The organism is Streptomyces sp. NPDC050504, assembly GCF_044458065.1.
Lineage (GTDB): Bacteria > Actinomycetota > Actinomycetes > Streptomycetales > Streptomycetaceae > Streptomyces.
Window position 1 is genome coordinate 155,241 of record NZ_JBITHO010000006.1, and the last position, 12,700, is coordinate 167,940.

Sequence of the window (12,700 nt, forward strand, 5' to 3'; positions counted from 1 at the left end):
CGTTCTCCTCAGTCGTGGGGGGGGTGTCGCTTCAGTCGTGGGGGGGTTTCGATGAGTTCGGCGATGTCCCGGGTCCGCCGGACGGCTCGTCCGGCGACGGTCAGTTCCGCGACGATTGCCATCCGGTCCTTCGTCCCGGCCAGCGCGGCCCGTGCCGCGTCCCGTCGGTCGCCGTCGAGCGCGGCGGACAGGGCGGTGGTCCAGGGCGGGATGCCCGAGCTGGTGCCTTCGGCGACGGCCGTCCAGACGCCGTCCGGTGACTTCGTCTCGACGGCGACGCGGGTGACCCGCACCGGGGCCGGACGGATGTCGGCGCCGGGTCCGAGCCCGCTCCGTACCGCGTCCCGTCGCCCGTCCGGCAGGTCGATGCGGCTGGTGACCTGGAGGTACGAGACCGAATCCGCGTCGATGAGGCCGATGGCGTTCGGGTTGTCGAGGAACGGCCCCGGTGGGACGTAGGTCCAGCTGCCCGGACGGTCGGGGTCCGGACGCAGCTCGATGCCGTCCACGAGGACCGGTGGGTCGACGTCGATGACGAGGAAGTCCCTGGGGGCCACCGGGTCGGACCAGTCCGCCGCCCCGGCCCGCCAGACCACTCCGGGCCGGAACGGTGAGGTCGCCACCCAGCGGATGTCCGCCTGCGGCCGGGCGGCGTCGAGGCGCACGGTCTGCGGCTCTGCCTCCTCGTCGCCCTCCGGCCGCCACTCGACGGCCAGCGGGCCGGTCACCGGCGAGTGCCTCAGCCGGGCCGGATGGGCGCCGAAGCCGGGGAGCGTGGCCGGGTCCAGCTCGATCCGCCGCCGGTCCACCGGCACCTCGACCGGCCGTCCGGCTCCGAGCGGCCGTACCGTGATCGCTGCCGGGGGGTCGTCCTGCGTGACCGCAACCGCGAGCACCGGGCCCGCCGCGTCCACCCGGCCGACCGTCACGCCGGCGGCCGTGCGCACCTCGGCGACGGCGAGCGCGGTGAGTGCGCGGGTGGCGCGGACCACGGCCAGCGGGACGGGGAACGCATCGGGGGGCAGCGTCAGCAAGGTGGTGTCCGCGGGCCGCCACGGGCCCTCCAGCTCGCCGATGCCGTCCAACACGGCCCGCAGGCGCACCTCGCCCTTGAGCCGTTCCCCGGGCGCGAGGAGGATCCGCGTGGCCGTCACGCCGCCGGGCGCGGTCAGGGGCACGCTCGCGGTGACCTCCTGCGGCCGCGCGGCGGACGGCGGAACCCTGAGATCGGCGAAGAGCAGGGCCAGTCCCGCCACCGGGGCGGGCAGGTTCGCGGCGAACGTCACCGTGGTCCAGCCGGTGGGCAGTGCGGGCGCGTCGACCTCCCGGACGTACCGCGCCGGATCGCCCGCGGCCAGCGCGCGGGCCGCCGCGTCGAGGTCGAGGGTGAGGACCCGGTCCGCGTCGACCGCCGCGTGCTCGGCCAGGTCCAGGGTGAACGCGGCTGTCGGCGCCTGGTCCAGAAGCCGGTGCAGCGGTCCGGCGACCGGCTCGGGCCGCGACACGACGGGCCGCAGCCGCAGGGCGAGCGCGGCGGCCCGCTCCGGCTGCGAAGGCGCACCGAACACGGCCTCGTCGAGGGCGGTGGCGAGCCTGTCGAAGGGGAGGACCGCACCCGGGCCGAAGCGCCGGGTCAACGTGTCCAGCAGGGCCCGCGGATCGACGGTCGCCCGGAGCGGCAGCGTCGGCGCGACGGCCCGGAAGGTGAGCCGCAGCGCCGCGTCCACTGGCACCGTCCCCGCGCGCACCAGACGGGCGGCCAGCACCGCCGAATCGGCGGGGAGTTCGGCGACGACCCGCGTCGTGGTCAGTGTGTCCGGGCCCAGGACGACGGGAGGGAGCAGCGCCGCGCCGATGGTGCCGAACCTGGCGGACAGTTCCAGGACGCCGCGCAGCGGCTCGGCCGCCGACAGGAGCAGCGGGGTCCCGCTCGTGGCGGCGGCTTCACCGGCTTCGGTCAAGGGGGTCCCGACGGCGAAGCCCGCCTCGATCCGGCCGCCGGTCGTGGGTCCTTCGCGCAGGAGGGCGACCAGCAGGGCGACGCCGCCGTCCGGCAGCGGTTCCAGGGTGAGTGCGCAGGGCAGGACCACCCCGAGGCCGAGGCGGTCGCGTGCCTGGAAGGCGGCGCCCGGCAGGATGTCGAGCGGCCGGTCGAGATCCGGGAGGCCGGTGAGCTCCGTCATGGCGTCGGCCCCGTCCGTACCGGCACGAGGATGGTCGCGGACGTCTGCCGCCACGCGCTCTCCCCGACGCCGCCGCTCTGCCACCAGGTCTCCGTCTGGTAGCGCAGCGGTGGCGTCGGCACACCGGTCAACAGCGGTTGGATCGGGGTGCGTACGGTGGTCGCGGCCGACAGCTCCGACTCGGTCAGCCGGACCGTGCCGCCGTTCTCCACCACCACGACGAACGCCACCACCCGGTCGGTGGGCCGGTCCGCCGCGGTGAACATCGACGCCACCGCTTCCACTTGGATCCTGCGGGTGAGCTGCGGGTTGGCCGTGCGGTCGTAGATCCGGTCCCACACGGCCCGCCGGTCGGGCTCCGTCACCACACCGCTCTGGTCGAGCACGAGCCGGACGGGTCCGCCCGCGGGCAGCGGCTCGCCGGGCACCAGGACGACCTCCGCCCGTTCACCAGGGGCCAGCCTGCGGCCGCCGGTCAACCCGTCGACGCGCAGCGGCACCTCACGCTCGCCCAGTACGGCGCTCACGCCGAGCCGGTCGATCCGGGCCGGGCTCTCGGTGTCGTTGGCGAGGGTGCCGGTGATCCGGTCCGGCCGCACGTCGTCCAGGGTGAGGGTGAGGGCGTCGCCGACCATGTTCTCCAGGCGCAGTTCCAGAGGGATGTCCTCGGGCTGGTCGCCGCCCGCGCCGATCCGCACCTCGCCGCGCAGCAGGCTGAGCGAGGAGCCGAGCAGCGCTTCGTACACGAGTCGGAAGTCGGCGTACTTCAGGGTCTCGGCGTGCGTGACCCCCAACTCCAGGTCGATCAGCGCGCCGGGCCGGTAGGTCAGCGCCGAGGGCGCGGCGCCTCCCTCGGGCAGGGCGAGCCTGAGCACCGGCTGCGCCTCCGGCAGCACCTCCACCCGGACGGGGGCGGTCGCCCCCTCGGTGCCGGCCCGCTCCTGCAAGGTGGGACGGGCCTGTTGCAGTCGGCGCGGATCGGTCACGGCGCGGGCGAAGAACTCCGCCGTGATCCGGATGTCCGCCTCGCTCTCGGCGTCGGCGGCACGCACCCGCAGCGCGGGTCCTGTGGGGGTCCTGGCCAGCAGGAAGCGGTCGGGCACGAAGAAGAACTGCTCCGGGCGGACCGGGTCCTGCCAGTAGGAGTGTCCCCGCCCGTCGAAGGAGATCCGCAGCCGCCGCATCGGGGACACCGGGCCCCCAGCGCCGCCGAGCCGTTCCAGCTGGGCCGCGGAGAGCACCAGGGGCGTGGGCGGCGAAACCCATTCGAGCTCCACGACCCGCTCCTGGTAGGCGAACTCGCCGGTGTCCTCCATCCGGTAGTCGGTGGGCACTCCCACGAAGATCCTGCGCATCACGGCCAGGCTCACGTCGGACTGCGGCGACGACATCGCGGCCAGGAGCTGTTCGCGCAGTCCCGGCGTGGTGAGGGGCATCTCGGCCACCATGGCCGGGCCGTCCCAGGTGACCTTCGTGAACTCCAGCTCGTGCGTCATCTCGCCGCCGCCTCCGGCCACCGGCAGCCGGTAGGCGAACGCGACGACGACGGAGTGCGACAGCATGCCGACGCCGGGCCCCGCAGCGGGCGAAGGCGTGGTCATCAGGGTCACCAGCAGGGTGTCCACTCCCCCGCGGTCCGCGATGGTGATCCGGGGCTCGTCGACCCCGCCGACGCGGTCGAAGACCAGCATGTAGCGGGGCAGGGCCCATTTCGCCGAGGCGTCCGGGCTCTCGAAGAGGTCGGTGTCGGTGGGGGCCGCGTTCGGTGCGGCGGGCACCGTCAGATCCGCCCGCCGTACATACGGGAACGGTTCGAACCTGAGGTCCGGGTCCCACCCCTTGACCTTCGGTCCGGCCCAGGCGGGAAGCAGGTCCTTCGGTACGACTCTCGGGTGCGCGGGCCCCGGTCGAGGGTCCGGTGGGGGATCCGGTCGGGGGTCCGGTCGGCGAAAGGAAGCCCGGAAGGCGTCGCGGAACCGCAGTCCATCCGGCGGGCCGACGAACTCGTCGCTCACGTCCATCACGCCTTCATCCCGCTACGGGATCTAGATTTCCGATTTTCCGCAAGTCGGACTTATCGAACTTAAGGCCACCTATCAACATACATGGCGCAGAGGTGGGGCGCCCGGTGTCGTGGTCCGGAAGACCCTGATAGGGGAATTGGCGCTCGCGGAGGAGACGAACAGGGCCCCAGGGCTTCGGCGTTGCCCAAGCGACCGCGGATAGCGCTCCGGCTGAGCGTCACCGCATCCCGCACCCCTCGGTCACTGCTGGGATGCGTTCAGTTCGTACCACCGCCGCAGATCCTGGAGCCGCTCCACCGTGTCGGGATGCCCCTCGCCCAGGACGCGTTCGCTTTGGGCCAGAGCCTCTTCCTGCAAAGCGACGGCTTCAGCGGTGCGTCCGGCGGTCCAGTAGCTGACAGCCAGGCTGGAGCGGGCGGTCAGGGTGTCGGGATGCGTCTCGCCGAGCAGCCGCTCCCGGTCGGCCAGGACCTCCTCTTCGAGCGTGATGGCCTCCTCGACGCGCCCTACGCTCCAGTAGCTGGCGGCGAGGTTGGAGCGGGCGTGCAGGGTGTGGGGGTGTTCGGGTCCCAGGAGGCGTTCACGGTCGGCCAGGACCTGCTCCTCGATGGTGATGGCTTCCTCCCCGCGCCCGGCCGTCCGGTAGCTGAAGGCGAGGTTGGCGCGGGCGTGCAGGGTGTTGGAGTGCTGGTCACCGAGGAGGTCCTCGCTGTCGGCCAGGACCTCCTCGAACAGCGTGATCGCCTCGGCGGTACGCCCTGCGGTCCAGTAACTGGCGGCGAGATTGCCACGCGCGAGCAAGGTGTCGGGGTGCCGGTCGCCGAGGAGGCGCATCCGGCCGGCCAAGACCTGCTCTTCGAGGGCGACGGCCTCCTCGACGCGCCCGGCGGTCCGGTAACCGACGGCGAGATTGGCGCGCGTGCGCAGGGTTTCGGCGTGCTGGTCACCGAAGACGTGCTCACTGTCGGCCAGGACCTCCTCGAACAGCGTGATCGCCTCGGCGGAACGCCCTACGGTCCAGTAACCGGCGGCGAGGTTGGCGCGGGCGACCAGGGTGTCGGGGTGCCGGTCGCCCAGGACGCGTCTCCGGTCGACAACGACCCGCTCGCTGAGGGCGACGGCCTCGGTGGTGCGCCCGGCCGACCAGTAACCGGCGGCGAGGTACGCGCGGGTGGTCAGGATGTCGGGGTGGTCGGCTTCCAGCAGCCTTTCCGCGCAGCCGACTTGGTGTTCCCAGTAAGTGACGGCGGCTGCGGGGAGGCCGTTCCGCCGGTGGCTGTCCCCGGCCCGGTAGAGGAGGGGATGCCTGCCGGGCCGCCACAGGTGGTCACCGGCCAGTGGCCACAGGTGGTCGACGTTCGCGCGCAGGACCCCGGCACGGGCCAGGTCGTGGTGGTCCTCGTCGGGCCAGAGCTCCAACAGCGCGTCGGCCGCCGCCCGTACGACGGCGTTCTCCCCCGCCGCGGGAAGGGCCTCGCGTGCGGCACGTGCGGTCAGGGCATGGATCCGTACGGCACGCTGCGGGTCGTCCCGCCGGATGGTGACGAGTCCGTACCGGTGCAGGAGCCGCATCGCCCTGCGCGCGGTCCCCGCGCTCACCGCCACGGCGCTGCCCTCACCGTCAACGCCGCCGGTCCCGCGCGCCGACGCGGCCGGGGGCACCGCGTCCGCTCCCCGGTCACGCTCCCGGCCGGGGGCGCCGTGTCGGTCGGCACTCCGGGCACGGGCGAGATGAGCCGCGACGGCATCCGTCAGCCAGAGCTCGGCCGGATGTCCGGCCGGGTCGAGGTGCGCCGCCAGGCCCAGTGCCGGTGCGGCGAGACCGACCGGCTCGGCCGCCTGCGCCGCCCTCAGAGACAGCAGCAGCGCCGCCGCGACTTCACGGTCGTACGCCTCCCCGCTCCCCCCGGCGGGCAGTACCTGGACGAGCCGCTGTTCCTGGTCGCGGAAGTGCTCCACGTACGCGGTACAGGGCTGGTCCTCGTTGATCATCCAGGCGGCCGCGTATCCGAGGGCGAGCGGCAGCTGCCCCAGTACGGCACCGACCTCGTCCACGGCGTCGTCCAGAAGGTGTTCGGCCTCGTCCCCCGCAAGCCGTTCGCGCAGGAACGCCGCTGACTCGGCGGCCGTGAACGGCGCGACGTCCAGGACGCGCCGACCGCCGCCGCTGATGTCGGCGCCCTTCAGCCGGGTCGTGATCACCGCCCGGTGCGTGCCGCTTCCCGCCCGCACCGTTCCGGTACTGGTGGGCGGCCACCAGCCGCGCAGCTCGGCGGGCTCGGTGACGTCGTCGAGAACCATCAGCCAGGACCGGCTCGTCGCGGCGGCCCAGTTCAAGAACGCCCGTGCGTCGGCCTCGACGTCCTGCCCGGCCGTTCCCGGTGCCCGGACCAGAACCGCGGCGGTCGCGTACGCACCCAGGATCTGTTCGGGCCGCGCGGCGTTGGCCCACAGGACGAGATCAGTGCCCTCGCCTCCCGCCTCGTGGGCCAGGGCGGCGGCGAGCTGGGTCTTGCCGACCCCGCCCCCGCCCGACAGGACCTGGCTCAGCACCACGGTCCCGGCGGAGTCCTGGGCGTGGTGGATCCGTTCGCGCAGGGCGGTCCGGGGCTGGTGGGCGGTGACGGTGTCGGGGACGGCGCCGATGCGCAGGGGCCAGATCACGTCACCGCGGGGTGACGCGGGAGGGGCGTGGTTGATGAGGGTGCCGATGGAACCGGCCTGGACGACAGCGCCGTGCACCGTCCCGGACAGGTTGTTCCGGACCTGGATCGCGTCGGCGCCGCCAGGGTCGCGACCAGGACCGCCCGTGTCCGTGGGCCTTCCGCCAAAGTCCGGTTCCCCTGCCCGGTCTTCCATCGACTCCACCCCCGAACCCGGCCGTTCACCGTCGAGCCGACTCCACGGTAGAAGGCCGTACGGCCCTCGGGGCGGGAAATCGCACACAGCACGAAAGAACCGCGACCGCCCGGCCCAGGCCGCTCGCGGGGGCCGTCTCGGCGTCCACGTCCGTACCTTCGTGTACGGCCTCGGCCAGCGCGGGGAAGCGGCCCGTGGCGCACTGGGCCCGCACGTTCGCGACCGCCGGGCGCGAGAGCACCGGCACCTGCGGCACAGCGCGCCCTTTCGACGGCCGCGGAAGGTCGACGGCCGCGGAAGGGCTACTTCGGTGCCGGCCAGAACTGAAGGAGGTAACGCTCCACTCCGACGCCAGTTCCCTCGCCCTCCGACAGGGCCGCCGCCGCGGCCCGGCCGACGCAGCTGACCCGCACACGCCACGAACCACCCGTGTCCGCCAGGACGACGTCTTCGTCCGTGCGCCCCGTGTGCATGGACCACACCGCGACCCGCCCGCTCGTCGATTCGAAGTCGGCCTCCGCCTGTTCGTCCCAGCCGGCCGGATCCTCCGGGGGCGCCGCGTCCCACACCTCGACATCGAGCGTGGCGGTATGGGTGTGGCCGCCGCTCGTGATGTCCAGCCGCCCGGGATGAGTCCCGAGAAACACGTCCTGGTGGAAAGCGTCCGGGAACGGCACGGGAAGGTCGGCGTCGTGCGACTCCTGCAGCCCGAACGAGAAGAACCCCACATACGCGCTCAAGCGCTGTCTGCGCACGACCTGTGCCACGGCCACCCCTTCGCCTCACTGGAAACGCCGACGGCGCCCGCCGGGGCGTGCCGTCCCGCGCGGTCCGCGATGTGGAAGACCCCGAACCCGCCCTCGCCGCTCCGGATCTGCACGTGGTGATGTGCTGTGCACTGTGCACCTTTACCTGTACGCCGTGCTGAGCTGCACTGTTGATGGGGAATCGAACCCCGCGTTGCTCTTCACGCGCCACAGGTGAACCGGAATCCCGCCGGTTCTCGGGGTGTGCACGCCTCCGGAGCAGCTACCTGCTCCACATCGTCCCGGCTTGCCGGACCGGTCAGTCCAGCAGGTCGGCTTCCCAGTTCGTCCGCTGGATCCGTACGTCGATCTCCCGGATCTCCCTGGCGAGGACGTCCGCCTGGGTGCGCAGTTCCGCGACCGGGAGCGCGGAGAGCACCATCAGCTCGGATCGCAGCTGCCGGCCGTATCCGCGATCGCCCGTACCCGCTGCCGCGTCCGCCGCGGCGGTGACCACCGAGTGGCGCAACCGCAGGATGTCCCGGCGCGCGAGCGCGTCGGTGAGGGTACCGTCCGGGCCCATGTCCACCGCGGCGTTGGTCCGGTTGATGCGCCGGATCAGCGTCTCAAGAGTGTCCAGTACCTCACTGGCCTCGGCCAGCAGCTGAGCCGCGTCCTCCGAGGGCGTCTCCCCCTCCTGGTACCGCGCGTTGCCGACGACGCGCGCCCGCAACTGCTCCACACGCCGCGTGGCATCCGCCCGCTCCGCCAGTGCTTCGGCAAGCTTCACTGCCCCCACCTCCCGTCATCCTTGAGCTCGCACGAGTATACGGGCGCAAACCAGCGCATTTTCACTCAGTCCCGGCCAGGGACGACCGACAGTCTTGGATCGGACCGCTGCCTCTTGCGGCGACGGACCGAACAGGCCGACCTCACGGAGTCAGACGACAACCGTGTTGAGTTCCGCGTCCCTGCGGGCCGCACGGGCGGTCGGGCGGGCTCAGCTCTCTTCGGCCGCGTCCGCCGTCCTCAGCCAGACCTCCTGGGCCGGATCGAATTCGCTGGTCGTCATGTTCCGTGCGCGCCAGCCGAAGCCGCAGACCGCCAACGGGCCTTCGGCCAGGGGGTCCAGGCCGAAGCCGCGCTCGATGTCGACCTCGTTGATCGCCGAGGTCACGAACGCGCCGAGGCCGAGTTCGGTCGCGCTCAAGTACAAGGTCTGGGACAGGTGCCCGCTGTCGAGCACCAGGGCACGGTAGGCCTTGGCGTGCTGACGGTACTTCCAGAAGCTGCGCGCGTACCGCGGCGCCAGGACCGCCAGCACGGGCGCGTTGGAGAACCAGTGCTGGCCGGCCAGGGCACGTCGCGCGAACCGCTCCAGTGGTTCGTCCGGGGCGGGCATGCGCTCCAGCGCGTGATCGACCGCGTGGTAGTGGTACAGACCGGGCGCGAGACCGTCGACGTTCTGCACGATCAGGTAGGCCTCGGTCGGATGCAGGCCGCCTCCTGAGGGCGTGTGCTTCTTCAGGAACACGGTGTCGTCGTCGATCCGTACCTGCGACTGCGCGGCGAACACGCGTTGCAGCATGTGCGCGCCCAATGCCAGCGGCAGCGCCCGCTCGCCGTCGAAGTTGCGGCAGGTGGAGCGCCGCGCCAGCAGCGCGTCGAACTCGTTGCCTTCGACGCGCGGCAAAGGCACCCGGCCCGATGCGTCCCCGCGCTCAAGCGCGTGCGTGGGCGGCGGGCCGAGCTTGCGCCGCATGTCGGCGGCGGTGGTCATCTCGTTCGCTTCCATGCTTCGGACGCTGTCCAGGCCCTCCCACCGCGCGAGCCGGTGCATCATCGCCGCGGGCGGCCACCAATGACCGGCGCGCAGCACGTCGTCACGTTCACGATGAGCGGTGTGGCGGTCGTCGTCGGCGATCACCAGGCCGCTGTCGATCAACTCGGCCACCAGGGACGATTCTTCGGCGTCCAGCGAGTCGGCCTCTTGCCATTCGCCGGGGCTCAGCCGGCCGAGCAACTCGCGGTGCCGCGCGTCGACCTCGACCTCCGCGTCGAGATGCGCGGCCAGGGCCAGCCAGCGCCGGGAGCGGCTCAGGCCGACGCCTCCGGTCAGCAGCGATTCCAGGTCGAAGTCCACGTCTTCGCGAGGCTCCAGGAACAGCACGGCACAACGGCGAATTCGCATCGGGATCCGTTCGGCGGATGGCGGATGGCGGATGGCAGACAGCGGACGGCGGACGGCGGATCCGGAGTGCGGGATCCGGTTTCGACGGCGTCACGGAAGGACTCCCGTGTCACACGATGGTCGGTTAGGGTTTTTACCATGCGGACTCAGGTACTGGAGCACGAGAAGCTGCGCCTTCCGGCCGATGTCGTCGATCGCCTGCTCGATCTGCTGAGCACCGACGACCGCTTCCGTCGGCTGTTCACACAGAACCGCCACGAGGCACTGGTCCAGGCCGGTTGCGCGCTGACCGCGGAGCAGCTGCGCGCGGCCACGCCGCTGCGCTGTTTGACCGTGGATCAGCTGGCCGGCAAGGAAGCCATCGCCGGTGCCCGGGAAGAACTTCGCGCACATCTGCTGGCCGACGCTGCGTACAGCAATCCGCACGCCCTGGAATCCGGGGCGATGCACGCGGTACTTCGTCACAACTGACTCTTCGCTCTGATCTGTTGGAGGGACACACCATGCCGTCAGCCGCGCTCGACACCAAGCCCCGGATCCCGCACAGGGTTGCCGATCGGCTGCTCGAACTGCTCGCGACCGACGACGCGTTCCGTGAGCTGTTCAAGGCCGACCGGCACGCTGCCCTGGTCCAGGCCGGCCTCGACGCCGATCCGTCGCAGCTCAAAGAAGCCTCGGCACTGGGTTGTCTGGTCGTGAACGAGCTGGCGAGCAAGAGTGACATCGCCGCCGCACGCGACACGCTCAAGGCGCACCTGACGTCGGATGCCAGCCACACCAACCCGCACGCCTTCGAGGCCGGGGCGATGCACGCGGTGCTGCGCGAGGGCTGACGCGCCTCGCCCGGTCCGCTCGCGACGCACTGCGGCCTCCTTTGTCGGGGCTTCCCCTTCACACTGGAGGCCGCGGGGCCGAGCCGTCCCTCGCTTCCCCCGACCCGGCCGTCACCGCACCCTCCCGCGACCAGATCCACACGGCGAGGACCACACACGCGGCCAGACAGCCGGCTGCGGTGATCTGCAGTGCCGTATCGGCGGCCGCTTTCGAACCCACGCCACGTTCCTGATCGGTGACCGCCCCGGCGAGTCCGACACCGAGACCGGCGGCCACGGTGATGACCGTCTTGGTGACTCCCGAAGCCTCCCCCGCGCGCTCCGGCCTGATCACCGCCTGGGTCGCGATGAGCGTCAGCGAGTTGGCCACTCCGAGAACCGCGCCGCCCACGGTGGCCACGGCCACGTACAGGGTGAGGGAGGAAGTCCGGGAGAGGCCGGCCAGGACGAGCGCTCCCCCGCACAGGCAGCCCGCCATCAACCGGACCGCGACGCGTGGCGGCACCCGCCCGGCGAGCGGCCCGGCGAGCGCCATGGTCAACGCGGGGGCGAGGAACGCGGTCCCCGCGAGGACGACCGAGAGGTCCCACTGGCCCTGGAGCGTCAGGGGTACGACGAACAGGAACATCACGGTGGTGGTGTTGGCCGCGGCACCGGCCAGGGTGAGCGCCATGTACGGCCCGTTGCGGAACAGGCTCAGCTCCACCAGCGGAAAGGCCGCGGCCCGCTCGCGCCGTACGAACAGGAGCAGCAGCGCTGACGCGACGGCCACGCCCGCCAGTGCGGCGGGCCACGGCCAGCGCGCTCCGCGGTCGATGACGACGCAGAGCGCGGCGAGCGCGGCCGTGACAGTGGCCAGGCCGCTCCAGTCGACGCTGCGGGACGCGCTGGTGTCGTAGCTCTCGGCGGTACGTGAGGCACAGACCGCGCCGAGTACGGCGAGCGGGACGTTGAGCCAGAACACGGCGCGCCACGACACCGCCTCGGTCAGGGCGCCGCCGATGAACGGACCGCAGGCGGTGGCGATCCCACCGACGCCCAGGGCCCAGCCGATGGCACGGCCGCGCACTTCCGCCGGGTAGACGTTGGTCAGCAGGGACAGCCCCACCGGCATGATCATCGCGGCCCCGGCACCCTGGGCCACCCGGGCGCCCACGAGGACGGGCAGGGTCGGGGCGAGTGCGCAGACCAGCGAGGCCGCGCCGAACCCGACGAGCCCCGCGATCAGGAGCCGCCGTCGGCCGAAGAGGTCGCCGAGCCGTCCCGCCCCCAGCATCAGCGTGCCGGTGGACAGCAGGTACGCGCTGATCACCCACTGGAGGCCGTCTCCGCCCGCGTGCAGGTCGCGGCCGATCTGCGGCAGGGCGAGGTTCAGCCCGAACGAGTCGAGCTGGATGCAGAACACGCCCACGGACATGGCGAGGAGTGCCCATCGCCGGGTGGTGAAGGGCGGCGTCGTCACACCGCCGGCACCGCCCCTCAAGGTCTCGCCTTTGCTCACGATCGCCCACTTCTCCTCACGGTCGGCCCCTTAGGGGCGGTCCTTGCTGTCGCCGCATGGCCGTGCGGCGACACGAGACGCTGGTGGGGGGGAGGTCGCAGCCGAGGAGCGCTCCTGGACACGGAGCGCCGCTGCGGAAGAGGAGAGAGGTCCAGGAAGTGGGGGCCGAGTTGAAGGGGCTGCCCACGGGAAGTCCGATGTGCCACGTCGACGGGATCACTGCGCGGATGACACACGCAGATCCGTGCCTCGACGGACGAAGGAACGGAATCACCGTAACCGACCCCTCGGGCACTTGCCAACCCACCCTTGCACGGCGCCAGAGAGCGGAGGAGTCAGATGATTTACGGAATCCTCGCTGAA

General features: G+C 72.1%; 9 protein-coding genes and 1 pseudogene. 2 read left to right on the top strand and 8 right to left on the bottom strand.

Annotation, left to right across the window (positions count from 1 at the left end):
- Positions 1 to 8: 8 nt before the first annotated feature.
- The 7 genes and pseudogenes from ACIBNE_RS23425 to ACIBNE_RS23455 form a co-directional block, all read right to left on the bottom strand.
- Positions 9 to 2,237, bottom strand: coding sequence for a hypothetical protein (locus ACIBNE_RS23425; RefSeq protein ID WP_399274514.1), 2,229 nt, complete (start codon positions 2,235 to 2,237; stop codon positions 9 to 11).
- Positions 2,180 to 3,961, bottom strand: a complete 1,782-nt coding sequence (locus tag ACIBNE_RS23430; RefSeq protein WP_399274516.1) for a hypothetical protein — start codon at positions 3,959 to 3,961, stop codon at positions 2,180 to 2,182. The genes ACIBNE_RS23425 and ACIBNE_RS23430 overlap by 58 nt, the downstream gene beginning before the upstream one ends.
- Positions 3,962 to 4,447: 486 nt before the next feature.
- The gene (fxsT, locus tag ACIBNE_RS23435) at positions 4,448 to 7,066 is read right to left on the bottom strand and encodes an FxSxx-COOH system tetratricopeptide repeat protein (RefSeq protein WP_399274517.1); all 2,619 of its coding nucleotides are present in this window, start codon (positions 7,064 to 7,066) and stop codon (positions 4,448 to 4,450) included.
- Between the two features lie 25 nt (positions 7,067 to 7,091).
- Positions 7,092 to 7,271 (bottom strand): annotated as a pseudogene (locus ACIBNE_RS23440) (hypothetical protein); the annotation flags it as partial.
- A gap of 97 nt (positions 7,272 to 7,368) precedes the next feature.
- Positions 7,369 to 7,833 (bottom strand): hypothetical protein, encoded by a 465-nt coding sequence (locus ACIBNE_RS23445; protein ID WP_399274519.1) that lies wholly within the window; start codon positions 7,831 to 7,833, stop codon positions 7,369 to 7,371.
- A 298-nt stretch (positions 7,834 to 8,131) separates the two neighbouring features.
- Positions 8,132 to 8,602, bottom strand: a complete 471-nt coding sequence (locus tag ACIBNE_RS23450) for a DIP1984 family protein (protein ID WP_399274521.1) — start codon at positions 8,600 to 8,602, stop codon at positions 8,132 to 8,134.
- A 210-nt stretch (positions 8,603 to 8,812) separates the two neighbouring features.
- Complete coding sequence (locus tag ACIBNE_RS23455) at positions 8,813 to 10,003, bottom strand: putative peptide maturation dehydrogenase (protein ID WP_399274523.1); 1,191 nt, start codon at positions 10,001 to 10,003, stop codon at positions 8,813 to 8,815.
- Between the two features lie 138 nt (positions 10,004 to 10,141).
- Here ACIBNE_RS23455 and ACIBNE_RS23460 point away from each other — a divergent pair, with 138 nt between their 5' ends.
- Together ACIBNE_RS23460 and ACIBNE_RS23465 are read left to right on the top strand one after the other, a co-directional pair.
- The gene (locus ACIBNE_RS23460) at positions 10,142 to 10,474 is read left to right on the top strand and encodes an NHLP-related RiPP peptide (protein ID WP_399274525.1); all 333 of its coding nucleotides are present in this window, start codon (positions 10,142 to 10,144) and stop codon (positions 10,472 to 10,474) included.
- 32 nt (positions 10,475 to 10,506) lie between these two features.
- Positions 10,507 to 10,836: an NHLP-related RiPP peptide gene (locus ACIBNE_RS23465; protein ID WP_399274527.1), complete on the top strand. Its 330-nt coding sequence runs from the start codon at positions 10,507 to 10,509 to the stop codon at positions 10,834 to 10,836.
- 58 nt (positions 10,837 to 10,894) lie between these two features.
- Here the strand turns inward: ACIBNE_RS23465 and ACIBNE_RS23470 are convergent, their stop codons facing one another.
- A complete protein-coding gene (locus ACIBNE_RS23470) occupies positions 10,895 to 12,337 on the bottom strand; it encodes an MFS transporter (RefSeq protein WP_399274529.1) in 1,443 nt (480 codons plus the stop codon).
- Positions 12,338 to 12,700 lie beyond the last annotated feature (363 nt).